The following is a 23,164-nucleotide window of genomic DNA, read 5'->3' as shown; positions in this document are numbered from 1 at the left end:
GTCCGTGTCCGAGTGGTTACGGCTGCTGGGCGACCGGACACTGCGGTGGTACTGGCTGGGACGGATCCTGTCCCTGGTCGCTGCTTCCGTGGTTCTGGTCGCCACGCCGACAGCCGTCTACCAGCTGACCTCCTCAGCGCTGTGGGTCTCGGCGCTGGTCGCCGTCCACGGCATTCCCTACCTGGTGCTCGGTCCGGTCGCCGGAGCCGTCGCCGACCGGAACGACCGGTCGCTCATACTCCGGACCTGCGAGCTGATCATCGCGCTGGCGATAGCCACCTTGCCGGTCGCGGCGGCATTCGACCGGCTCACGCCGGTGCACATCGTCATCGCGGTGGCCGTCGCGCGTACGGCCTTCGTCTTCGCGGATGCGGCCAACTTCGGACTGGTGCCGGCGTTGGCGCCTCCGGGCCGCCTCGCCGCGGTGACGGCGCTGCTGTTCGCGACGAGCAGCGTCGTGGAGATGGTGGGGCCCGGGCTCGTCGGCGCCATGTCGGCGTTCCTGCCCGGTTCGTTCACCATGGCCCTGGGCGCCTCGGCCTCGGTGCTGGCGTATCTCTGCTTCCGCTTCGGGCGCCTTCCGAGCGGAAGCGCGGTCCGGGAGGTGCCACCGGGCATGTACCGCGCCATTCTCGACGGCGCGCGCTGGCTGGTCTCGCATCCACGGGTGCGGTCGACCATCGCGCTCGGCGTGGCGGTCACGGTCAGCCAGGGCGTGTTCGTGTCCCAAGTGGTCCCCTGGGCCGTGCGACGGCTCGATGTTCCGGCCGACGGCGGCACCATCGGGCTGCTGTTCTCGGCCTGGGCCGTCGGCGGCTTGGTGGCCACCGTCGTCGTCCCCGCGCTGACGCGCACGAGGGGCGAGCGGTCCGTCGCGTTCGCGGGCATGTGGGTCGCGGCGGCCGGTGCGATCGGCTGCGCGTTCGCGACGGTGGTACCGCTGGCGCTGGCCATGACGGCCGTCTGGGGCTCGGGCTATCTCTCGGTCGTGCTGGCGACTGTCGTGTGGCGTCAGCTCAGCACTCCCGATCGGCTCAGGTCACGCGTGAACACGGCGGCCCGCATGGCCGCCTACGGCATCGGCTACCCGCTGGGCGGGCTGCTGGGAGGGTGGGTGACCACCCTCTTCGGGCCGCAGGTGGCGATGGGCGGGGTGGGGATCGTCGTCGTCGGTGTCGCCGTGCTCGCTCTGCGTGGGATGCGGGGGACGCGCGGACGGGCGTGAGCCGTCATGGATGGTCAGTTTCGTGAGGTGGACGTTCGCAGCTCCGTGGGCGACAGGCCGGTCATCTCCTTGACCTTCCGGGAGAAGTGGAAGCTGGTCTTGAACCCGCAGCGGGCGGCGACGGAACCGACCGGAAGGCCGGTGGAGGTCAGGAGCTCGATGCCGACGGAGATGCGGCGGTCCCAGAGATAGCGGATCGGCGTGGTGTCCATGTGGGCACGGAACATCCGAACGAGATGAGCTGGGGTGACCGACGCGAACTGAGCGATGTCGGTGAGCGTGATCGACTGGTCGAGGTGCTTGTGGATGTACAGGCGGGCGTCCTCCACCGATCCCGGCAGCGCGGCGGGAAGGTTCCTGAACTCGGCTATGAAGCGCCACAGCAGGGCCGTCGCGAGCGCGTCCACCAGCGCTCCGTCGGCGGTGAGCCGGGTCTGCTCCGTGGTGACGGCCTCGCGGGCCAGGTAGGTCAGGGCGGACGAGAGCGGCCTGGTGGGCCGGAGCGAGTCGAGCCAGGTGCGCATCTGTGCGGTCGAGTGCTCCATCTGCCCCCGGACCAGCGTCTCGCTGGTGTCGAGGTGCTCGTCGAACCGGATCTCCTCGGTGTGGCCCGGCAGGAGGAGGCATATCTCCCCGGCCGACACATGACGGGGAGCGGCGTCGTCGAGGCGCAGGTCCATCGAGCCCGAATGGATCAGCATGAGCTGGATCTCCTGCTGGCGGCGAGGCCCGATTCTGGAACCGGCGGGCTGCGTCAAATGTCTTGCGGTGGCGTCCGCGATACGAAGGCGGCGCGAGCTGGCATCAAACTGGGACACACGCCAGTGTATTGCAGTCATGTCATTAATGCGCAAATCCTGGTGTCATATTTGTATGCATGAAATTGAGACGCAGCTACTCGTGGTCGGTGGCGGTGTAGGCGGCGTCATGGCCGCCGTAACCGCGGCCCGCCGCGGTATTCGCGTGACACTCACCGAGACTACCGATTGGCTGGGCGGCGTCTTGACCGCTCAGGGGGTCCCACCCGACGAACATTTCTGGATCGAACAATTTGGCAGCACCGCGACATACCGCGACTATCGAAATTCCGTTCGCGAGTACTACCGACGGCATTACCCCCTGACCGACGCCGCGTCGCGACGGCGCGCGTTCAATCCCGGCGGTGCGAAGGTCTCCGATCTCTGCCACGAGCCTCGGGTCACGGTGGCCGTGCTCGAGAACCTGGTCGCGCCGCTGCGGGGCTCGGGGCAGCTGCGCCTCCTCATGGAGCACGAACCCGTCGCCGCCGAGACCGACGGCGACCGCATCACGGCGGTGACGGTGCGCAGCAGGCGAACCGGCGCGTCGACGACGATCTCGGCCGAGTGGGTGATCGACGCGAGCGAGACCGGCGAAGTGCTGCCGCTGGCCGGCGTCGAGTACGTGACCGGCACCGAGGCGCGAGCCGAGACCGGTGAACCGCATGCCGCCGAGGTCGCCGACCCGCTCAACATGCAGCCGGTGTCGGTGTGCTTCGTGCTCGACCACCAGCCCGAAGAGGATCACACCATCGACAGGCCGGAGGGCTACGGCCTGTACAAGGCGGACCGCACCGTCGACTGGCCGAACGGTCAGCTCTCGCTGACCGCGCCGCACCCGAAGACGCGCAAGCCGGTCCAGCATCAGTTCTGGCCGAATCCCGACGACGACCCGACGGCGATCCGACCTGACTACGCGGACCAGCGGGTGGGTTCGATGGACCGCAACCTCTGGACGTTCCGCCGGATCGCGGCCAGGGCGAACTTCCGGCCGGGGGCCTATCCGAGCGACCTCACCCTGGTCAACTGGCCGCAGATCGACTATTGGGGTGGGCCGGTCTTCGACCATCCGGACGCCGACGCGCACGTGCGCGCCGCACGGGAGCTGAGCCGCTCGTTCCTGTACTGGCTGCAGACCGAGGCGCCCCGACCAGACGGCGGCACCGGATGGCCGGGCCTGCGCCTGCGGGGCGACGTCCTCGGCGACGCCGACGACGGTCTGGCGAAGACGCCGTACATCAGGGAGTCCCGCCGCATCCGCGCCGAGCACACCATCGTGGAACAAGAGCTCTCCCTCGCGGTGCGGGGCGCCGCCGGCGCCGTCTCGTACCCGGACAGCGTCGGTGTGGGGATGTACCGGATCGACCTGCATCCCTCCACCGGGGGAGACCCGTACATCGACATCGGATGCTGCCCGTTCGAGCTGCCGCTGGGTGCACTGGTGCCGATCCGAGTCGAGAACCTGCTTCCGGGCGCGAAGAACATCGGCACCACGCACATCACGAACGGTGCCTACCGCATGCCGCTCATGGAATGGAACATCGGCGAGGTCACCGGCCACCTGATCGCGTTCTGCGCGCAGCACAAGGCGACGCCGCGTCAGGTCCGAGCCGACGAGGAGCTGCTGGCCGATTTCTTGCGGGAGATCGAAGAGGCCGGCGTCGAGCGGCACTGGCCGCGGATCGCAGGCTACTGACGGGAAGTGGCCGTCGTCGAAGGCGACGACGCCCTTCATCCACAAAGAGCGATCATCGAAGGAGATGATGTCATGGTCAAGGCCAGAAGGACGACAGTGGCAACCGTTTCGGCAGCCGCGATTCTCGCGGCGGTCGCGGGATGCAGCTCCGGTCCGGGCACGTCCGACTCGGACACGTCCGGCTCGGGTGAGGTAGTGGTGACCTGCGCGACGTGTCAGGAGAGCCCGACCGACCCGTTCCTGCAGTACAACTACGAGGCGGCGCAACGGTTCAACGAGGAGTTCGCTGGGGACTACCGGATCGAGACCATCGAGAACCCGAACGCGGGCTCCGGTGACGACCGGCTGCAGTACTACCAGCGGCTCGCCCTCGCCGATGATCTGCCTGATCTGTTCCAGCTCAACTCCGGCGAGATCAAGGCGATGCAGGAGACCGGCAAGCTCCACGACTTCACGTCGAGCCTGGACGCCGACGGCGACTGGGCGGCGAGCTTCCACGACCAGGCGTTCGACGCGCTGACGGGCTCTGAAGGCCAGATCTGGGCGATCCCGCAGCAGCGCGACGCGATCGGGATCTACTACAACTCGGCCCTGCTCGAGGCCGCCGGATACGACCAGTTCCCGGAGACCTGGGACGACTTCGAGGATCTGGCCGCAGAGCTGAAGCAGCAGGGCAAGATCGCCCTCGCGCTGGACGGCGACTGGGCGACGAAGCTGATGTGGGCCAACCTGATCGGGACCCAGCCCGGCGGAGCCGAGTTCCTCGGCGAGAAGATCGTCGAGCTGGACGACTGGGGGGACGACCCCACGGTGGTGCAGGCGACCGAGCGCCTCCGCGACTGGCACACCGAGGGTTACGTGAACAGTGACGCGTTCTCCGGCGACTTCCAGAGCGCGGCCGCCCCGTACCTGACCGAAGAGGCGGCGACGGTGCCCAACGGACCGTGGTTCGTCAATACCAACCTCAAGACGACCGGTGCGGCCGAGGGCCTGTACGAGAACACGGGCTACGCCCCGGCACCAGGCTGGACCGATGACGGCCAGGGCTCGGTCATCGTCTCTGGCGCAGGATGGGTCTCCGGTACGACTGACGAACGAGAGCTCGAAGCGGTCGACGCGTTCGTCAAGTTCATGACGTCCGAGGACGAGGTGCTCGCGCAGGCGCAGGAGACGGGCGCCAACCCGCCGGTGCAGGTCGATGCAACGGCGACCGCTGCCGCAGACCTGGAACCGCTGGCGACGGGACTGATCGAGCAGGCCGTCGACCTGAAGTACAGCTACCCGCACGCGCGCGTGCACGGACCAGCGGGACTCGACACGTCGTGGAAGAACCTGTGGCCCGCATACGTGAAGGGCGACATGGACACCGACGAGTTCCTGCAGCGCCTGACCGAAGACTCCGCGTCGAGTGCGCAGTAGGCGGCTGACGATGAGTGCTTTCACGAAGCACCGGCCGCCGCGCTCCGCCTCCAGGAAGAGGCGGGCCGCGGCGGCCGAGCCGGCGGGGCCCGGCGGGCAGGTGAGGGACGGCGGGCGGGCGAGGCGGCGAAACCACAGGCGGCCCGCCAAGCCGGTCGCGGGGACGAGGATCCCGCGGGGCATGCGCGGGCCGGTCGCAGTGTCGCTGCTGCCCGGGCTCCTGCTGTTCGGCACGTTCTTCCTGGTGCCGGTCTTCGTGCTGGTGGCAACGGCGTTCGCCCGTTGGGGCGGGCTGGACTTCGCGTGGGTGGGGCTCGACAACTACCGGCAGATGTTCGACGACCCGGTGTTCTTCAAGGCAATGGTCAACACGCTGTTCTACGCCGCGGCGTCGGTGTTCATCCAGGTCCCGTTGGGCGTCGGCGTCGGCATGGTGCTCGCGCTACGACCACGCGGGTGGAAGGCGCTGCGAACGATCATCTTCATACCGTTCGTGATCTCGGGCGCGGCCTACGCCCTCATCTTCTCCATGTTCTACAACCCGAGAGCGGGGCTGCTGAACAACGCCCTCGGCGCGCTGGGGCTTCCCGGCGACAGAGACTGGCTCTTCGACACGGCGACGGCCCGGTGGGCCGTGGCGGGGACCTTCGTGTTCGTCATCGGTTTTGTCGTGGTGCTGGTCATGGCCGAGATCGCGTCGATCCCGACGGAGATGTACGAGGCGGCCTCGGTCGACGGGGCCTCGACATGGCAGCAGCTCACGCGGATCACCCTGCCGCTGCTGCGCAACGTCATCGGGACGGCGATCCTCATCCGGCTGCTCGTGGACATCGGCATGTTCGACCTGGTGTACATCCTGACGGCCGGAGGGCCGGACGACGCGACGGCAACGCTGGCGCTGTACGCGTACCGGGCATATCTGAACGGCGAGTGGGGCTACGCCAACGCGGTGGGCTCGGTGATCATCGTCATCGGCCTCGTACTGATCGTCACCGTCCGGCGCACATTTCGAATCGGGGAGCGGGCACTGTGATCGATTCTGGAACTGTCACCATTCGGCGTCGGTCTGCGTGGACGAACACCCTCATCTATGGATTCCTGGGCATTGTTGCGCTGCTGGCTCTGACACCGACGGTGTGGGTCATGCTGTCGAGCTTCAAGACCGGGGAACAGATCTTTACCGGGAACGGGTTCTGGCCCTCGCCGTTCACGACGCAGGGCTTCGTCGATGCATTTACCCAGATCCATTTGCATGAGTACATGTTGAACACGCTCCTGTACGCGGGGCTCGGAACGGTCGGTGCTCTTGCGTCGGCGTTTCTGGCGGCCTATCCGCTGGCGCGGTTCTCGTTTCGCGGGCGCAACGCACTCGTGGCGTTGTTCTCCTTGGCGCTGGCGCTGCCCCTGGTCGGTCTGGCGACCCCGGTGTTCTTCGTGGTGCGGGCGCTGGGGCTGTTCGACTCGCAGATCGGGATGGTGATCGTCTACTCGGCGCTGCAGTTCCCGTTCACGTTCGTCGTGCTGCGGGCCTTCCTCCTCGCGACGCCGCCCGAGCTGGAGGAGGCCGCGATGATCGACGGCGCCGGATACTTCACGACGCTGTTCCGCGTGGTGCTGCCGTTGACGCGGCCCGCGCTGGCGACCGTGGCGGTCGTGGCGTTCGTGAACATCTGGAACGAGTTCTTCTTCGCCAACCTCCTGCTGGTGTCCGAGGAGAACCGGAACGTCCAGCTCGTGCTGGCCGGCTTCAAGTCGCAGTTCGGGTTCAACGTCACCGGGGCCGTGGCCGGGGCCACGCTGGTGATGCTGGTGCCGATCTGCCTCTTCCTGATCCTGCAGCGCCAGGTGATCGCCGGCCTCACCGCCGGAGCCGTCAAGTAGGGGGAGCCGCATCGGTCGGGCTGGCCTCACGGCAGCGCTGCAGCGTCATCGACGGTAGCTCGCCGAAGCGCTGTCGGTACCCGGCGGCGAACCGCCCCAGGTTGGTGAACCCGAGCCGGGAGGCGACCTCGGTGACCGTCGTGGTCTCCGCGTCGGGGTCGGCGGCCCGGAGCTCGATCCAGGCGCGTCGCAGCCGGATCTGCCGCTGATACTCCATGGGCGTGGTGCCCAGCCACCGGCGAAAGCCGTCGTACAGCGCCCGGGTACTCGTGTTGGCTGCTCGTGCCAGCTCGGGCGCCGTCCAGGTGCGGTGCGGAAGCCGTTCGATCAGATCGGTCGCGCGGATCAGCCATTCGGGGCCGATCGCCGGTGGCTTCTCCCACAGCTTGCTCGAATAGTTGTGCGGCATGGCGAGCAGCAGGCCGACTATCAGTCCTCGTTCGGCCGCGGAGGCCGCGGCGGGATGGCGGAGCATCGGCGTCGACGAGTCGAGGTCCTCGACAAGGTTGTCGACGGCGGACCACCAGCCGGCCGCCGGCATGTCCCAGACGTTGACGACGGGCTCGAAACGCAGGGGGACGCCCGGTTCGGTGTCGATCCACGTCTCAAGCTCCGCTTCCAGAGCGGTGCGGTCGACGGCGATCATCATCATGACGCTCCCCGACGGCCACCTGATGCGGATGGGCTTGCCGGGCGTGGACACCACTGCGGTCCCGGGCCGAACCGCTACCGACTGCGTGCCGATGGTGAAGGTCGCTCGTCCGACCAGTGAGTGGGCGACGATGAACGAGGCATCGGACCGCTCGGCGACGAGTTCGACGTCGGCCCCGTAGGCAAGGACGGTGATGCTCACCGCGCGAATCTGAGCATTGCGGATCGAGGCGTCGAAATGGCAAGCGTCACCTTCGAAGCGCAGTTCGTGCGGCAAGATGGCCCGGGATACCCCTTCACGAGCAATCTTGGGATCGGTGGTTCTGAAGATCTGGTGCTCGGCGAGCGGGATGGGGTATTTGGAAAATACTTCTTCCAATGTTCTTTCATCTTCTTGGGACTCGATTCCTGGCATAGGATCAATAGTCACCGGCCAATTGTCGGCCGTGCCGCTGCCCGGCGGCAATGATTACGCGGACGGAAATATCAAGATTGTGAGAACGATCAGGCCGGTTCCTGCGGTCTGTGCGGTGCCAGATCGCCCGTTGCGCCGCGTCTTCCGCCGATGTCGTGTCGGCCCGGTCCCGCGGCGGGTCGAAACCAGCGGCTCAGGGCAAAAGGTCCGTTATGGAATGCTTGCCGGATGGATGTACTGCTGGCCCAGCTTCCCGCGATGATGGGTGTCCTGATCGGTGTGGTCGGGACGCTCGCCACCACGGCTCTCACCGACGCGGCGCGCTGGCGGCGCGAGCAGCGGGTGCGGTTCGACGAGCGGCTCCTCGACGTGAGCGCGGAGTACGCCGCGGCGATCCGGGAGATAGTCCAGACCCTCGCCAGCGTGACGGCGTACGTGCGGCCGGGTGACAAGTCGCCGTCGCTCACCCCTGAAGAAGGCAAGTCGATCCTGGATGCCGCCAACCGCAGAAGGATGCTCGCGTGGGAGTCGCTGTGCCTGGTGGCGGACGACGCCACCGTCAAGGCCGGGGGCGAGCTGTGGTCGGCGGCGGGCCGGCTGGAGTACGCGGTCCGAGACCTCGCGGCGTTCAGCCCCGACGACTGGGAACCGCTCGACAGGGTCGTGCGGGCCCAGCAGCGGGAGTTCTACCAGGCAGTGCGGACGAACCTCGCCATCGGGCCGCTGGGCGTGCCGGTCAGCCGGTACGAGCACGCTGGGGCCAGGAAGAAGTCCGGCCCGACCGGGTAGGGCCGCGACGAGCCGATGGAGCGCGATGCGTGAGCTGGAGCAGGAGACGGTCGATGCGGCGCAAGGGCTGCGCGAGGGGCCGGTAAGCGCGCCTCCCGGGACCGAGGAGCTACTGGACCGGTTCCGCGAGCGGGCCTCCGGCCAGGAAAGCCGATGACAACCCCGGCTTTTCCGGCGGCCGCGGTCAGGGGCTTCCCGGGCTTGTCCCTGGAACCCTCCGAGATCCCTTGGCCTGCGGCTTTGCAGGGTGAAACATCCCAGCCATGAAGACACCCAGACGCGTGGCCCGGTCAGCTCTCGTCACGACGACGCTCCTGGCCTGCGCCGCAGTGGCAGTGCCCAGCACGGCAGTTGCCGGCCCCGCGGCAATCGGCCCGACGGCGTCCGCTCCGTCGTCGGCCGCCGACGACCCGATCCTCTCCCTGCCCGAGCCGACGGGCCCGTTCCCCGTCGGCCTGACCCCGATCCGCCTCGTCGACGAGGAGCGCGCGGATCCGTGGGTGCCCGAGGCGCGCCGCGAGCTCATGGTGTCCGTCTGGTACCCGGCGGTGCCGCACGGTGAGCCCGCGCCGTACACGACGGAGGCGGTCTCCGCGGCGGTCATCAACAGCGCGCGTCTTCCCGTGTCACCCGACATCCTGACGACCGTCGACACTCACTCCTACGACCGGGCCCCCGCGCTGCCCGGTCGGCGTTCGCTCGTAGTGCTTTCGCCCGGTGCCGGTCTCAGCCGCGAGTCGCTGACCGCGCTCGCCGAGGAGCTCGCCTCTCGGGGGTACGTCGTGGCCGGCGTCGACCACACGTACGAGGCCCGTGCGGTGGAGTTCCCGGACGGCCGGGTTGCCGGGTGCTTGCTCTGCGAGCGCGACCCCAGCGCGGAGCTCGGCGAGTGGGTCTCGCGGGGGCGCTCCGCCGACATCAGCTTCGTGCTCGACGAGCTCACCGAGGGCCGGCTCTGGCGGCACGCGCCGACGATCGACGCGCGGCACATCGCCGTCGTCGGCCACTCGCTCGGTGGCTCGTCCGCCGCGGCCACGATCGTCGGCGACCCCCGCGTGGACGCCGGGATCAACATGGACGGCACGTTCCAGGTGGACTTCCCCGAGGCCGGGATGGACCGGCCGTTCCTCATGCTGGGCAGCGGCTCGCACGAGCCGGGTGCCGGCGACGAGCCGGACTGGCCCGACAACTTCGCCCGTTTGGGGGCGACGAGCCAGTGGCTGCAGGTTCCGACCGCGAACCACGGGTCGTTCACGGACCAGCTGATGTTCCTCGACCAGCTCGGAGTGCCGCTGCCCGGTGGGCCGGGCACCGTTGGTGGCGCGCGCGGCGTCGAGATCACCAACGCCTACGTGGGCGCGTTCCTGGACCGGCACCTGCGGGGCATGGACGCGCCCCTGCTGGACGGCCCGTCCGACGCATACCCGGAGGTCGAGTTCCGGGGCTGAGCACGCGCCGGTCGGTCGCTCGCTGAGATCGGCCCGTTGCTCGACAGCGCTGCTGCCCAGTGACTCGGCCCATCCGTCCCGCACGTTCTGGGCCTGATCACTGGGCAGAAGCGCACTATCGTTCGCCACTAATAGTCCTGACTCGGGACCGTCGAACTGCCTAGGATCGCCGCATGTCGAACCAGGTCCCCGCAGCTAGCCACCCCGCCGTCGAGAAGGTCACCGCCGCGCTGGCGGAGGCGGGCGCCACCGGCCAGGTCCGCTGGCTGGACGACGCCGCGACCACCGCCGCGCTGGCCGCCGAACATCTCGGCATCGGCGTGGGCCAGATCGCGAACTCCCTGGTCTTCCTGTTCGACGGCACGCCCACCCTCGTCCTGACCTCCGGCGCGCACCGCGTGGACACGGCGTGGCTGGGGGAGCGGGTGGGCGCAACCATCACGCGGGCGTCGAAGGAGCAGGTCAAGGAGGCGACGGGCCAGGTGATCGGTGGCGTCGCACCCGTGGGGCACCCGGCACCCGTGCCGACCTACATCGACACCGCGCTCGCCGCGCACGACGAGGTGTGGGCTGCCGCCGGCCACGCCAAGACCGTGTTCCCGACGACGTTCGACGAGCTGGTCCGGATCACGGGCGGCACGCCGACGGCGGTGGCGCCGGAGGTTTGATCGGCCGCCGTTCGCAAACGCCGCGGCCAGCGCCTGAGCCGCTGCTGAACCCAGTTTGATCGATCGTCTCCGATCGGGCGCTGGAGTGGCACCGAGCTCGACGTTTCTCGACCACCTCCCGAGGCAGTGGGATCCAGACGTGGTGTCAACCAGGGTTGACATCGGGTTTACGTGTCAACCATAGTTGACGCGTCAGTGCGTTGGATCTCGGCCGCCCGGAGGCGTCATGAACACACCCGCCCGCAGCACCGACGTCGCGGTGATCGGGGCAGGCCCGACCGGGCTCTTCCTGGCCGGCGAGCTGGCCGCCAACGGCGTGAGCGTCACGGTGATCGAGCGCGCCCTCGAGCCGGACCGGCTGCCGCGCGCGAACGGCGTCGTCGGCGACGCGGTCCGCCTGCTCGACGAGCGCGGCCTCTACCGGGGGCTCGCCCGGAACGACCACAGCCTGCGCGGCATGCTGCACCGCATCGGCACGGGGAACTTCGGCAGGCATCCGCGCCCGGCGCCCGTGTTCAGCTACGCCGGCTTCCGCCTGCCGCTGCACCGCGTGCGGCGGGACAGCCCGGTGTACGTGCTGCCGGTGCCGCAGCGGGTGCTCGAGCTCGCTCTCGAACGCCGCGCCGTCGAGCAGGGCGCGGTGCTGCGGCGGGGGCAGGAGCTGCGGTCCTTCGTGCAGGACGACGACGGCGTGCACGTCGAGATCGCCGCCCCGGACGGCGCCGACCGGCTCTCCGCCGCGTACCTCGTGGGCTGCGACGGGGCGCACAGCACGGTGCGCAAGAGCGCCGGCATCGACCTTCCGGGTGCGACGCTCGACGGCGCGGTGTCGCGCCTCGCGCACGTGACGATCCCGCGGGAAGAGCTCACGCTGAACGGCGGCCTGCGCAGCCCTGACGGTCGAGCGCTGCGGCCGTTCGTGCCGCACCGCACGGCGCGGGGAGTGCTCACCTTCGGCTCGTTCGGCACGGGCCTGACGACGATGAGCACCCTGGAGTGGGGAGCCGACGTACCCGACGACGACGTCCCGCTGACCATCGAGGAGATGCGCGAGAGCGTCGGCCGGGTTGTCGGACGTCCTGTCGATCTCCGGCCGCCGCACGGCCCCGGCCCGCACCAGCTCCGCCGCATGAGCAGCAGGAACGCCCGCGTCGCCGCGACCTTCCGGGCCGGGCGAGTGTTTCTCGCGGGCGACGCCGCACATGTCTTCACCGGCTACGGTGCGTCGGCGCTCAACGCGGGACTGCTCGACGCCGCCGACCTGGCCGGGAGGCTCGTCGCCGCGGTCCGAGGCGCCGCCGGGACCGGGACGGCTACCGTCGGCGGTGGCGCCGCCAGCAGTGGCTCGGTTGGCGGCGGCTCGGTCGGGTGTGGCGCCGCTGGCAGCGGCGTGGTCGGCGGTGGCGCGGCCAGCAGTGGCGCCGCCAGCAGCGGCGTCGTCGGCAATGGCGTCGTCAGCAGCGGCACGGCCAGCAACGGCACGGCCGGCAGTGGCGTCACCGTCGACGAGGCCCTCGACGAGTACGACGCCGTCCGACGCCGCCAGGCGCTGCGGACGGTCCAGCACAGTGCGATCCAGGAGAGCCTGCTCGCGCCCGGCGACGAGGTCACTGCCTGGCGCGAGGAGTTCGCCGCCCGCCTGACCGATCGGCAGTTCCTCGCAACCCTGGCGGACGAGTTGGCCGGCCGGCCGACGGCACCGCGCCCCGCGAGTCACCCTTGAGCTGACGCCTGGCCGTTCAAAAGGTCCGCTACCACCAAGCAGTTGGGCATGCTTTCTCGCCGTCGAGCATGCCGAACTGCTTGGTCGAAGAGGACTTCCGTGAGATCGGCAGATTGCACCGGGGGCGTCACCGCGGAAGGCGGGAGTGTTACGTCGGAAGGGCCGGGGGCGTCGCCGCGGAAGGGCCGGGGGAGTCATCGCGGGAGGCTGGTCTTGGTCCCCGTCGTGGTGACCCGGATCGAGAGCAGCAGGTTGGTCGCCGTCACGAACAGGGTGTTGCGCTTCGGGCCGCCGAAGGTGAGGTTTGAGCAGACCTCGGGCAGCAGCAGCTTGCCGAGCAGGGTGCCGTCGGGGTCGAAGCAGTGCAGGCCGTCGCCGGCGGCGACCCAGAGCCGGCCCGCGTCGTCGACCCGCACGCCGTCGAAGGTGCCGGCGTCGCAGGTGGCGAGCACCTCGCCGCCGGACAGCAAGAGGTCGGGTCCGACGTCGAAGCGCCGCAGGTGCTTGCGCTCGCTGTCGGTGACGTAGAGGGTTCGCTCGTCGGCGGAGAAGGCCAGGCCGTTGGGGCCGGCGAAGTCGTCGGCGACCCGGGTGACGGATCCGTCCGGCGTCCAGCGGTAGACGTGGCAGCCGTCGATCTCGGGGGTGGCGCGGAACCCCTCGTAGTCGCTCTGGATGCCGTAGCTCGGGTCGGTGAACCACACGCTCCCGTCGCTGTGCTCGACCAGGTCGTTGGGGCTGTTGAACCGCTGGCCCCGCCAGTGGTCGGCCAGCGTGGTCAGGGTGCCGTCGGGCTCGGTGCGCGTCACCGACCGGGAGCCGTGCTCGCACTGGAGCATCCGGCCCGCGCGGTCGATCGTGCGGCCGTTGGCATAACCGCCCGGGCCACGCCAGACGCCGACACCGCCGGTGGCCTCGTCCCAGGCGAGGACCCGGTCGTTGGGGATGTCGCTGAACAGCACCGTGCGCCAGGCGGGCGAGTAGGCCGGCCCTTCGAGCCAGCTGCCCTCGTCGAAGAGCACCTCGGCGAACGTGTCCCCGCGGACGGGGGCGAACCGCTCGTCTTGGCGCTCCCACTGGGCGCGGATCCTGGTCACGGTCACGTCTGGCTCCTTCGGTCCGGCTGGTCACCCACGGGACATGGGCGGGGACATCAGCGCGCTTGATGCTGATCGTGGCGGACGGACCCGGGTCACCGGCGCGCGGGTGGTGCGGTTGCCGAGCGTCCAGGTGCTCGGGTGGGGGAGCGACCTATCGAAACGGCACTGCGCGCTCCGCCGAGGCGTTCACGACGCCGGGGTCAGCCGGCACCGAGCATCTCGGCGACCGTCGTCACCTCGATCAGCGGCGCGTAGAGGCGCATGATCTCCAGCGCGCGCTGGTGGTTCTCCGGGGTCGAGCCCGCGCAGGCGTCCTCGACCACGAGCACCCGCCGGCCGGCGTCGGCGGCGGCGAGCGTCGTCGAGATCACGCAGCAGTCGGTGGCCACGCCCGCGAGCACCAGCTCGCCGCTCCCGCGGGTGGCGGCGTCCAGCTCCGGGCCCCACTTGCCGAACGTCGTGCGCGTGACGACCGGTGCCCCGGAGGCCACGACGTCGGCGAGGTCTGTGATCTCGTACAGCGGGTCGTTCTCGGGTACGAGCGCGAACGGCCACTGGTCGAAGTAGGCGCGCCAGGCGCCGTCGGGCACGGCGGGGGCTACGTACCTGGTGAGGACCGTGCGGCCGGCGAAAGCGGGGAGCAGGCGGCAGGTCCCGGCGAGCGCGGTCGGGTAGTCGGGGGAGGCCCAAGGGCTCGGCGGGCGGGCGAAGACGTCCTGCATGTCGATCACGACGAGGGCGGCGTCCGGTCCGGGCGGCACGATGGCGGCCGCGCCCGGCGCGACATCCGGCCCGACGCCGGTGTCGCGCTGGACGGCGTCCGCGCCGCCGACCGTGGGCGGTACGTGGGCGGCCGCTCCGCCGTCGGCCCGTGTCCCGCCGTCGGTCATCGTTCCTCCTGGCGGCGCACCGCGCGGGCGCTCAGCAGGAGCGTCCCGGCGAAGCCGAGGACCAGGGCGACGAGCACGCCGAGGTTGGCGCCCGCCCAGGCGCCGTCGACCCCGCCGATCGGGCCCAGCAGGTAGCCCTGCCAACCCAGCCACGGCGCGTAGGTGTTGGTCACCAGTCCCCAGCCGACGGCGGTGCCGACCACGACGAGGAGCACGGCGGCCCAGTTCACCGATCCGTAGCGGCCGGACGCGGAGTACAGGTCGGCGTCGGTGTAGTCGCGGCGGCGCAGCAGGATGTCGGCGAGCAGGACGCCGCACCAGGCGGCGATCGGCACACCCAGCGTGATGAGGAAGCCCTGGAAGGGGCCGATGAAGGAGTCGGCTACGAACACGACGTAGATCGCGCCGACGACCATGAGCGCGCCGTCGATGGCGGCCGCGACCCAGCGCGGCGCGGGCAGCCCCAGGGACAGCAGCGCGAGCCCGGAGGAGTAGATGTCCAGGGCGGCGCCGCCGATCAGCCCGGCCAGCGCGACCACCACGAACGGGATGAGGAACCAGGTGGGCAGGATCGTGGACAGGGCCCCGATCGGGTCGGCGCCGATCGCCTCGTTCAGCACGGGGTCGGAGCCCGCGAGCAGCAGGCCGAACACGAGCAGGACGACCGGGGCCAGCGAGGCGCCCAGGGTGGTCCACCCGACGATGCCGCGCCCGGAGGCGGAGCGGGGCAGGTAGCGCGAGTAGTCGGCGGCCATGTTGACCCAGCCCAGCCCGAAGCCGGTCATCATGAAGACGAGCCCGCCGATCACCTGCGGGCTGCCGCCGGCGGGGATCGCGGCGACCGTGGCCCAGTCGATGTGGTCGAGCACCAGCACGATGTAGACGACGGTGAGCACGGCCGTCAGCACCGTGATGACGACCTGCAGCCGCATCACGAGGTCGAACCCGAAGACGCCGGCGGTGACCACGATGCCCGCGACCACCACCAGGGCAATGATCTTGGTGACCGTGCCGCCGCCCCAGCCCAGCTCCCCGAGCACGGTGGACGTCGCGAGCGTGGCCAGCGCGACGAGCACCGTCTCCCAGCCGACCGTGAGGATCCACGACAGCAGGGACGGCAGCTTGTTGCCCCGCACGCCGAACGCGGCCCGGGACAGCACCATGGTGGGCGCCGAGCCGCGCTTCCCGGCCAGCGAGATGAACCCGCAGAACAGGAACGACACCACGATGCCGATCGTGCCGACCACGACGGCCTGCCAGAACGACACGGCGAACCCCAGCAGGTAGGAGCCGTATCCCAGCCCGAGCACCGACACGTTGGCCCCGAACCACGGCCAGAACAGGTTGCGTGGCGACCCGCGACGCTCGGTCTCGTCGATGGTGTTCAGGGCATTGGTCTCGACGCTCGCGGGGGCGCTCATGGTGGCGATCCTGCCACTCGGACCCGCGTGGCGGCGAGGGCCGCGATTGGCTGCGCCTGCCCGGCCGTTCCTGATTCTGGTTCAGCAGGCGCCAGAGGGCCGGAACTGCGGGTGGCATGGACGCCTCGAGCCTGCTGAACCACAGTCAGTTCCCCCACGGCGGGCGAAGGGCCCCGCACCGGTAGTGGTGCGGGGCCCTTCGGGGTCGGGCGTGGTCCTGCGGGAGCGTCAGACGACGCGGATGAAGGTCGGGCTGTCCTGCCAGATCTCGTCGTAGCGCACGGTCTCGCCGGGGACCGGCGCCTCGACCTGCATGCCGTCGCCCGCGTAGATGGCGATGTGGCCGGGGGTCCAGATGAGGTCGCCCGGCTGGGCCTCGGCCGCGGAGACGACGGTACCGGCGTAGCGCTGCTCGGAGGAGGTGCGCGGCAGGTCGATGCCGACCTGCGCGTAGACGTAGGACGTGAACCCGGAGCAGTCGAACCCGGCGGGGGTCGAGCCGGCCCAGACGTAGGGCACGCCGAGGTACTGCATGGCGATGTCGACGATCGCGGAGCCGGAGGCGGACGCCGGGGCGGCCTCCTCCGCGGGCTCCTCGGCGACGGCCGTCGCCGTGACCTCCTCCTCGGCGGGCTCGGCCTCGACGACGGGCTCGGGCTCGGGCTCCGGCTCCGGCTCGGGTGCCGGCGTCACCTTGATGGTCCCGGTCTCGATGGTGAGCTTGGCGTCGGCGGCAACCTTCACGGCCGGTGCCGTGTCGACCTTTGCCGTGGTCAGCTCCGCCTTTGCCACCTCCTGCGTGGCCTTCTTCGCCGCGTCGAGCGTCACGGCGTCGAGCTCGGCAGTGGTGGCATCGGGTTCGGCAACCGGGGCGGCGCTCGCGGGACCGGCGAGCAGGGAGACGATCAGTCCCGAGCCGGCCGCGACGATCGCGCTGCGGCGGGCGGTGGTGGAGAGGCCGCGCGCGGCGGCGCGGGTGAGCGGGGTGAACGGGGTGATGGTGTGGGCAGCACGATGGCGCCCGGGCGTGCGAGTAGTCACGTCGGTTTCTCCCGACGCCTGCGAGGTGAGCTGTCGGATTCGGATCGGAGAATGACCCGGCCGCGTACTACCTGTGCGGCTTCACCCCAAGGGCACCGGATGGTGCCCAATTACTTGGTTCCCCCGTCCCTGTCATCTGTTCGGTGCAGTTCTCGCGGCGGTGACAGGGCTCGGCGTCCGCCTCGAGTGCCCACGGACTACCCGCGAGCGGGACCGACCGTAACCCGGATCGGCGAGAAAGTCACAATCGCATCACGGACGCAGAGTCGGCCGATGCGAGGCTTGACCGGATTGTCCGTCATGAGATAAGCGAAGCGGGCGCCGTCCCGGCAGCGGACGGCGCCCGCCTGCCAGGGCCGGCTACTCGGGCCGAACGTTGTGGTTGTGGGCGAACAGGTTGGTGGGGTCGTAGTGCCCCTTGACCGCCGCGAGCCGCCGGTACGTGTCCGCCGGGTAGACGGCGGCCACGTCCTCCTCGGTGGCCGTTGTGAGGAAGTTCGCATACGCGCCGTCGAGATGCGGCGCGAGCCTGCCCCAGATCGCGGCCAGGTGCGGCCGGACGGTCGCCAGGACCGGCTCCGGGCCCCCGGCGAACGTGGTGACCATCAGCTCCGCCCGGCGGTGGGCGTAGGCGGTGGCACCACTCGGGACCCGGGACACGGCTCCGCCGACGCTGCGGATCGAGATCGACGGCGAGCCCTGCGACGTCCCGGCCTCGGCCAGGATCCGCAGGACGTCGGGCACGGACTCCGTGTCGACGAACCCGGAGTGGGCGAGCACCCGGATTCCGGGCGGCGGGGTCGCGCCCTCCACGAGGACGTCCGCGTAGGCCGTCAGCGCGACGTCGTCGTCGACGACGGTCCCGAGCCGGCGGATCGGGTCGAGTGCCTGGGCCGCGAGCTCCGGGTCGTCGCCGTCGAACACGACGTGGATCTCGACCGGTGCCTCGGGGCCGCCCGCGAACGGGTTGGCGAGGTTCGCGATGGACGTGAGCTCCTCCGGGGCGGTGCGCAGGTGGTCCGCCCAGCCCCGCAGCACCTCGGGCGCCTGAGACGCCGGGAAGGTGACCTTGCCGAAGAAGACGTCGGTCGTCGGGTGCGCCACGAAGTCGAAGGCGGTCACGATCCCGAAGTTGCCGCCGCCACCGCGGATCGCCCAGAACAGCTCGGGGTTCTCGTCCGCGCTCGCGGCCACGACCCCGCCGTCGGCCGTGACCACCTCCGCCGCGACCACGTTGTCCAGGGCCAGGCCGTACTTCCTGACCTTCCAGCCGATGCCGCCGCTCAGCGTCAGCCCGCCGACGCCGACGCTCCTGGTGTCGCCCGAGGAGATCGCGAGGCCGTGCGGGGCCAGCGCCGCCGCGACCTCACCCCAGACGGCGCCGCCGCCGATCCGCACGACGTGCCGTTCGTCGTCGACGATCTCGACGCCGGCGAGCTGGCTCAGGTCGATCACAACGCCGCCGTCGTTGGTGCCGAAGCCCGGAAAGCTGTGGCCGCCGCCGCGGACGGACAGCGGGAGCTCCGAGCCGACGGCGAACCCGACGGCCGCCTGCACGTCCCCGACGGTCTTGGGGCGCAGGACGTAGGCAGGGCTGCCCGATACCAGCTTCGCGCGGCCGACCGACTCGTACTCGGCCCCGCCGGGTTCGATGATGTCGCCGCCGAAGTCGCGGCGCAGGGTTTCCAGAGCTGAAGACATGACGTTCCTTCCACAGGGGGTGGTGCTGCGTGCCGCACCGAACGAAGTCATGACTCCCCGGACCCGGCCGGTGTGACAGCGTGCCGATGTGACCGAGGCCATACGGCGGCGGAACGGGGACCTACAGCTCGCCCATGAGGTCGAAGTCGAATCCCTCGGCGCGCGCGAGGTAGAGGCGGTGCTCCGCGTGGTTGCCCTGGAACCGCATCGGTCCGCGCGGCCCCTCGTACACGACGCCGTCCACCGAGCGGTCGGTCGCGGCCACGGCCGCGCTCCCGGCCCGTTCGACGATCGTGCGCAGCGCGAAGATCCCCTCGTAGCAGGCCTCCGCCGCGGCCCCGACGGCGGGGGCATGCACGCCGTGGTGGGCGGTGTAGCGCCCGATCAGATCGAGCGCCTCGCCCGTCGCCAGGCTCCGGAACCAGCCGCCCGTCGAGAAGAGGTTGGCGGTTCCGCGCACGCCGCTGCCCATGAGCATGTTCTCCTCCATGAGCGTGCTCAGGCGGACCATCCGCTCGTCCAGGCCCTCCCGGGCGAACGCCCGGTTGAACCGGACCGCGTTCTGCCCGACCATCAGCATCAGCACGCCGTCGGCGCCCGAGGCCTCGATGTCGTGCACGACGCCGGCGAGCTGCGCTGCGCTCGCGCCCTGCTCGTTCAGGAACCGGGCGCCCGCGAACTGGACCCCGAGGGAGGCGACCTGCGTGGACAGCACCTGGAACGTGCGCCGCGGCCAGGCGTAGTCGTCCCCCACGACGTACCAGCTGCGCACGCCGAGCTCCGCCCGGAGCCGCGAGATGGCGGGGAAGAGCTGGGCCGAGGGGACCTCTCCCGTGACGTAGAGGCCGGGCCGGGTCTCCGCGCCCTCGTACGCGGCCGGGTAGACGTAGGGCACCCGCCGCTGCACCAGCGGCACGACGGCGTTGCGCACCGCCGAGGTGTGCCAGCCGGTCAGCGCGTGGATGCTGCCGGCGGTCAGCGCCCTGGCCACCTGACGCCGCAGGACCGGGAGCTGCTGGCCCGCGTCGAGGAACTCGGCGCGCACCGGGCGGCTGAGGATCCCGCCGGTCGCGTTCATCTCGGCCACGGCCAGCTCGGTGACGGCCTGGCACGACGGGCCGTAGATGCCGCCGGGGCCCTGGAAGTGCAGGAGGGCACCGATGACGAAGTCCGACATGACGCCCCGTCCCGGTGATGGGCCCTTTCTGGGCTCGGCCTGTGTTGGCGGGTAGTGTACGAGCACACAGGAAGGGCACGCGATCATGCGGACTGCTGGTGAGACGGTCACGGCCAAGCCCCACGACGACGTGGATGACGCGATGGCTGCTGTGCTGCTGCGCGAGTCCGTCCTGGCCGCCCGGCGGGCCGCCCGGAACGCGGCAGGGGCGCTCGGCCCGGAGGGCTACACGCTCGACGAGTGGCTGGTCCTGGACGTCCTGGGCGCGGGCGACGGCCTGACGATGTCGCAGCTGCGCGAGGCGGTGCTCGCCGACAAGGCGACGCTCGGCCGCCGGGTCGACGATCTCCTGACCAAGGCCCTCGTCTACCGCGAGGTCGACGGCCTGGACCGCCGCGTGATCCGCGTCTACCTCTCGTCCCGCGGCCGGGACGTCCTCGCACGCCTGACGGCGCGGCTGGCGCAGGGCTAGCTGCCGACGGCCCGGGCCACCAGGTTGGTTGCGGGTTCCTCCGGGGGCACGCCGGGCGAGGCGACGGCGGTCGCCGTCACCGGATGTCGTGGTCGGGGTGAGCCCGGTCGTACTGGTGCCGCGCCTCGGCGATGACTGCTCGGTGGGCGAGTGACCAGCCGGCGAGCGCTTCGACGAGGTGGGTCAGGCTGGCCCCGGTCTCGGTCAGCCGGTAGTCGACCTGGGCCGGCACGGTCGCGTACACGGTGCGGAGGACGAGTCCGTCGCGCTCCAGCCTGCGCACGGTGAGGGTGAGCATGCGCTGCGAGATGCCGTCGATCGCGCGTTGCAGCTCCCGGAAGCGGCGTGGCCCACCGGCGAGCTCCACGACCACGAGTACCGACCACTTGTCGCCGATGCGGTCCAGCACGTCGCGGATCCCGCAGTCCGGGTGACCGTCGTAGCCGCAGGGATCGAGGTCGGCGGGTGCGGCGGTTACCTCGGTGTGCGTGGGTGACATCAAACTGCCTCCTTGTGGGCCCTGCATCGGCGAATCAGGATCAAGCGTAGTTACCAAAGAGAACCACGACGGGAGACGTGTGACCGACATGATCTTGGTGACCGGAGCGAACGGAAACCTCGGCTCGGCCACGCTGGCTGCGCTGCGTGCGCGCGGCGCGATCGCGACAGGGGGCAGCCGCAACCCGAGCGAAGGGATGCGGCGGCTCGACTTCGACGACCGGGCCGGTCTGGACCTTGCCGGTGTCTCGACGCTGGTCCTGGTCTCAGCCGGCTATGCCGAGGACGACCAGGTCGTCGAGCGGCACACGGCAGTCCTGGACGCTGCCGCCCGGGACGGCGTCCGGCACGTCATCTACACGAGCCTGACCGGCGCGGGCGACCACCTCGGTTTCGCGGCGGCGCACCGTGCGACCGAACGGCTCGTGCGCGCCTGCGGCCTGCCGTGGACCATCCTGCGCAACGGCCTGTACGCCGAGCTCGTCGGCGGTCTGCTGATGTGGGCCGACGACGGGATGGAGTCCGCGTTCGGGGACGGGGCCGTGGCCGCGGTCGCCCGTGCGGACCTCGCCGAGGCCGCGGCGGTCGTCGCAGCGGATCCGGCACGCCACAGCGGGCGTGTCTACGAGCTGACCGGCACACCGATCACGACGGCGGACGTCGCCGGCCGGCTAGGAGTCACGCACCGGTCCATCGGACTGGGTGAGTACCGGCGCAGGCTCCTCGACGACATGCCTGGGTTGCTGCCGTTCCAGCCGCCCATGCTCGTCTCGATCGCGACCGCCGTCCGGCACGGCTTCCTGGACGGCGCCGACTCCGACCTCGCTGCCGTCCTCGGGCGCCCGGTCTCCGACCCACTGGCCACGGCCGCGGCGGCCGCCGGTGCCATGAGGCCCGGGCCCGGCCGGACTGCCGCGGGGGGTGGTCTGCCGGCTCCGACCGAGGCGCTTCGATGACTGGCGAACGCTGCCGGGAGGTGCTCGCGCTGGTCGCACTCAGCGGCTCGATCGGACGCCGGCGATCGAGCCGGCGCCCCAGATCAGCAGCAGCACCACGGTGAGCACGACGCCGTAGGGCTCGAGGCTCACGGAGGCTCCCGGCATCCAGCCGAGCCAGGGGGCGTGCTCAACAGCGACCTGCACCAGCGTCACCAGGCCGATCCCAAGCGCGGCCAGCGCCGACACCCCCGTGACGACCACGTCGTAGCGCACCAGCGCGCGTACGGGGGCGCCGGCGCCGGACGAGCTCGTGCCGCCGGTCCCGGCCCGCGCATAGACACGCCGGGCCACGGCGCCCTGGGCCGAGTCCAGCAGCGACATGCCCGCGGCGAACAGCACCGCGAGCGGCAGCGCTGAGTACCACGCGACCTGGCCGACGGCGGCGGACGCCGTGATCGCCAGCAGGCCGATCTCCGTAGCCGTGTCGAACCCGAGCCCGAACACCAGCCCGACGACGTACATCCGGGCCGGCCGGTCCGTGGACCACTCGAACCGGCGCAGCACCCAGGTGACGGGGCCGCCGGCGTGGTGCGTGTGGGCTCCTGGGGCGGTGGTTCTTGGAGCGGCGCTTCCCGGAGCGGCAGTCCTCGGGGCGACGGTTCCTGGGGCGGCGGTTCCTGGGGCGCCGCCGGCCCGCGCGCGCAGCGCGGTGCGCAGCATGGCGATGTTGACGGCCGCGATCACGAGCAGGAACGTCCCCGAGACCAGCGGCCCCCAGACGCCGGTGGCCCGGCGCAGCGGCGACGACTCGTCGTCGAGCAGCGGAGCCAGAGCGTGCACGCCGAGCGCGAGGAGCAGAGCGGCGCCGAGGACCACCGTCGAGTGCCCCAGCGAGAACCAGAGCCCGACCCCGCGTGCGTCCCGGTCTGTGCGGACCAGCCTGCGCGTCGTGTTGTCGATGGTCGCGATGTGGTCGGCGTCGAACGCGTGGCGCAGCCCCAGCGCGTACGCCGCCAGCCCGATCGCCACGGTGATCGCCCCGGTACCGCCGTCCGCCGCCAGGGTCGCGGCCAGTCCACCGATCCCGACGACGTGCAGCGCCACGACGACAGGCACCGTCGCGCCCCGGCGCTCGCGGCGGGCCGGCAGGTCGGGAAGCTGGTCGGTATGCGTGCTGGTCATCTGTCCTCCAGGGTGTGTTCGCCCGGCCGGGC

General features: G+C 70.7%; 22 protein-coding genes and 1 riboswitch. Of the genes, 12 read left to right on the top strand and 10 right to left on the bottom strand.

Features of this window, described 5'->3' with window-relative positions; all coding sequences use genetic code 11:
* Positions 1–4: 4 nt before the first annotated feature.
* Positions 5–1,225 carry an MFS transporter gene (locus tag C8K30_RS02190; protein WP_108491232.1) on the top strand — a complete coding sequence of 407 codons (1,221 nt, stop codon included), beginning with the start codon at positions 5–7 and terminating at the stop codon, positions 1,223–1,225.
* A 14-nt stretch (positions 1,226–1,239) separates the two neighbouring features.
* Here C8K30_RS02190 and C8K30_RS02185 read toward each other — a convergent pair whose 3' ends face one another.
* A complete protein-coding gene (locus C8K30_RS02185) occupies positions 1,240–1,926 on the bottom strand; it encodes an AraC family transcriptional regulator (RefSeq protein WP_233256925.1) in 687 nt (228 codons plus the stop codon).
* On the opposite strand from C8K30_RS02185, the gene C8K30_RS02180 reads away from it, so the two are divergent.
* The 4 genes from C8K30_RS02180 (at position 1,925) to C8K30_RS02165 (ending at position 7,018) form a co-directional block, all read left to right on the top strand.
* Positions 1,925–3,718, top strand: coding sequence for an FAD-dependent oxidoreductase (locus C8K30_RS02180; RefSeq protein ID WP_369939140.1), 1,794 nt, complete (start codon positions 1,925–1,927; stop codon positions 3,716–3,718). The genes C8K30_RS02185 and C8K30_RS02180 overlap by 2 nt on opposite strands.
* A 96-nt stretch (positions 3,719–3,814) precedes the next feature.
* Positions 3,815–5,137: an ABC transporter substrate-binding protein gene (locus tag C8K30_RS02175; protein WP_158280906.1), complete on the top strand. Its 1,323-nt coding sequence runs from the start codon at positions 3,815–3,817 to the stop codon at positions 5,135–5,137.
* A 181-nt stretch (positions 5,138–5,318) separates the two neighbouring features.
* Positions 5,319–6,170, top strand: coding sequence for a carbohydrate ABC transporter permease (locus C8K30_RS02170; protein ID WP_158280905.1), 852 nt, complete (start codon positions 5,319–5,321; stop codon positions 6,168–6,170).
* Positions 6,171–6,280: 110 nt separating this feature from the next.
* On the top strand, positions 6,281–7,018 hold the full coding sequence (locus C8K30_RS02165; RefSeq protein WP_146197302.1) for a carbohydrate ABC transporter permease: 738 nt from the start codon (positions 6,281–6,283) through the stop codon (positions 7,016–7,018).
* On the opposite strand, the gene C8K30_RS31140 is transcribed toward C8K30_RS02165, so the two are convergent.
* Positions 7,011–8,084, bottom strand: a complete 1,074-nt coding sequence (locus tag C8K30_RS31140) for an AraC family transcriptional regulator (RefSeq protein WP_108491227.1) — start codon at positions 8,082–8,084, stop codon at positions 7,011–7,013. The two genes, C8K30_RS02165 and C8K30_RS31140, sit on opposite strands and share 8 nt — an antisense overlap.
* 228 nt (positions 8,085–8,312) lie before the next feature.
* On the opposite strand from C8K30_RS31140, the gene C8K30_RS02155 reads away from it, so the two are divergent.
* From C8K30_RS02155 to C8K30_RS02140, 5 genes are all read left to right on the top strand, one after another.
* Positions 8,313–8,873, top strand: a complete 561-nt coding sequence (locus C8K30_RS02155) for a hypothetical protein (protein WP_108491226.1) — start codon at positions 8,313–8,315, stop codon at positions 8,871–8,873.
* Between the two features lie 25 nt (positions 8,874–8,898).
* Positions 8,899–9,030 (top strand): hypothetical protein, encoded by a 132-nt coding sequence (locus C8K30_RS31585; protein ID WP_255415695.1) that lies wholly within the window; start codon positions 8,899–8,901, stop codon positions 9,028–9,030.
* 106 nt (positions 9,031–9,136) lie between these two features.
* Entirely contained in the window at positions 9,137–10,321 is a 1,185-nt protein-coding gene (locus C8K30_RS02150) for an alpha/beta hydrolase (RefSeq protein ID WP_146197301.1), read from the top strand.
* 173 nt (positions 10,322–10,494) lie between these two features.
* Positions 10,495–10,989 (top strand): YbaK/EbsC family protein, encoded by a 495-nt coding sequence (locus C8K30_RS02145; RefSeq protein WP_108491224.1) that lies wholly within the window; start codon positions 10,495–10,497, stop codon positions 10,987–10,989.
* Between the two features lie 226 nt (positions 10,990–11,215).
* Positions 11,216–12,712, top strand: coding sequence for an FAD-dependent monooxygenase (locus C8K30_RS02140; protein WP_108491223.1), 1,497 nt, complete (start codon positions 11,216–11,218; stop codon positions 12,710–12,712).
* Between the two features lie 194 nt (positions 12,713–12,906).
* Here C8K30_RS02140 and C8K30_RS02135 read toward each other — a convergent pair whose 3' ends face one another.
* From C8K30_RS02135 to C8K30_RS02110, 6 genes are all read right to left on the bottom strand, one after another.
* Positions 12,907–13,815, bottom strand: coding sequence for an SMP-30/gluconolactonase/LRE family protein (locus tag C8K30_RS02135; RefSeq protein WP_108491222.1), 909 nt, complete (start codon positions 13,813–13,815; stop codon positions 12,907–12,909).
* A gap of 197 nt (positions 13,816–14,012) precedes the next feature.
* A complete protein-coding gene (locus tag C8K30_RS02130) occupies positions 14,013–14,702 on the bottom strand; it encodes a cysteine hydrolase family protein (protein ID WP_255415694.1) in 690 nt (229 codons plus the stop codon).
* On the bottom strand, positions 14,699–16,123 hold the full coding sequence (locus C8K30_RS02125) for a cytosine permease (RefSeq protein ID WP_108491221.1): 1,425 nt from the start codon (positions 16,121–16,123) through the stop codon (positions 14,699–14,701). The genes C8K30_RS02130 and C8K30_RS02125 overlap by 4 nt, the downstream gene beginning before the upstream one ends.
* A 228-nt stretch (positions 16,124–16,351) precedes the next feature.
* Positions 16,352–17,164 (bottom strand): C40 family peptidase, encoded by an 813-nt coding sequence (locus tag C8K30_RS02120; RefSeq protein WP_108491220.1) that lies wholly within the window; start codon positions 17,162–17,164, stop codon positions 16,352–16,354.
* A 1-nt stretch (position 17,165) separates the two neighbouring features.
* Positions 17,166–17,320, bottom strand: a riboswitch (cyclic di-AMP (ydaO/yuaA leader).
* Between the two features lie 204 nt (positions 17,321–17,524).
* Positions 17,525–18,865, bottom strand: coding sequence for an FAD-binding oxidoreductase (locus C8K30_RS02115; RefSeq protein ID WP_108491219.1), 1,341 nt, complete (start codon positions 18,863–18,865; stop codon positions 17,525–17,527).
* A 121-nt stretch (positions 18,866–18,986) separates the two neighbouring features.
* The gene (locus tag C8K30_RS02110) at positions 18,987–20,042 is read right to left on the bottom strand and encodes a substrate-binding domain-containing protein (protein ID WP_158280904.1); all 1,056 of its coding nucleotides are present in this window, start codon (positions 20,040–20,042) and stop codon (positions 18,987–18,989) included.
* Positions 20,043–20,127: 85 nt separating this feature from the next.
* On the opposite strand from C8K30_RS02110, the gene C8K30_RS02105 reads away from it, so the two are divergent.
* Positions 20,128–20,514: a MarR family transcriptional regulator gene (locus tag C8K30_RS02105; protein WP_108491217.1), complete on the top strand. Its 387-nt coding sequence runs from the start codon at positions 20,128–20,130 to the stop codon at positions 20,512–20,514.
* 76 nt (positions 20,515–20,590) lie between these two features.
* Here C8K30_RS02105 and C8K30_RS02100 read toward each other — a convergent pair whose 3' ends face one another.
* Positions 20,591–21,013: a helix-turn-helix domain-containing protein gene (locus C8K30_RS02100; protein WP_108491216.1), complete on the bottom strand. Its 423-nt coding sequence runs from the start codon at positions 21,011–21,013 to the stop codon at positions 20,591–20,593.
* Between the two features lie 88 nt (positions 21,014–21,101).
* On the opposite strand from C8K30_RS02100, the gene C8K30_RS02095 reads away from it, so the two are divergent.
* Positions 21,102–21,968, top strand: a complete 867-nt coding sequence (locus C8K30_RS02095; RefSeq protein WP_108491869.1) for an NAD(P)H-binding protein — start codon at positions 21,102–21,104, stop codon at positions 21,966–21,968.
* A 39-nt stretch (positions 21,969–22,007) separates the two neighbouring features.
* Here C8K30_RS02095 and C8K30_RS02090 read toward each other — a convergent pair whose 3' ends face one another.
* Positions 22,008–23,132 carry a high-affinity nickel-transport protein gene (locus tag C8K30_RS02090; RefSeq protein WP_108491215.1) on the bottom strand — a complete coding sequence of 375 codons (1,125 nt, stop codon included), beginning with the start codon at positions 23,130–23,132 and terminating at the stop codon, positions 22,008–22,010.
* Positions 23,133–23,164: the final 32 nt, after the last annotated feature.

This window comes from Promicromonospora sp. AC04, from assembly GCF_003058225.1.
In the GTDB taxonomy this organism is placed as follows: domain Bacteria; phylum Actinomycetota; class Actinomycetes; order Actinomycetales; family Cellulomonadaceae; genus Promicromonospora.
Note: the sequence above shows the minus strand (reverse complement) of the source record. Positions and strands in the feature narration are given on the sequence as shown.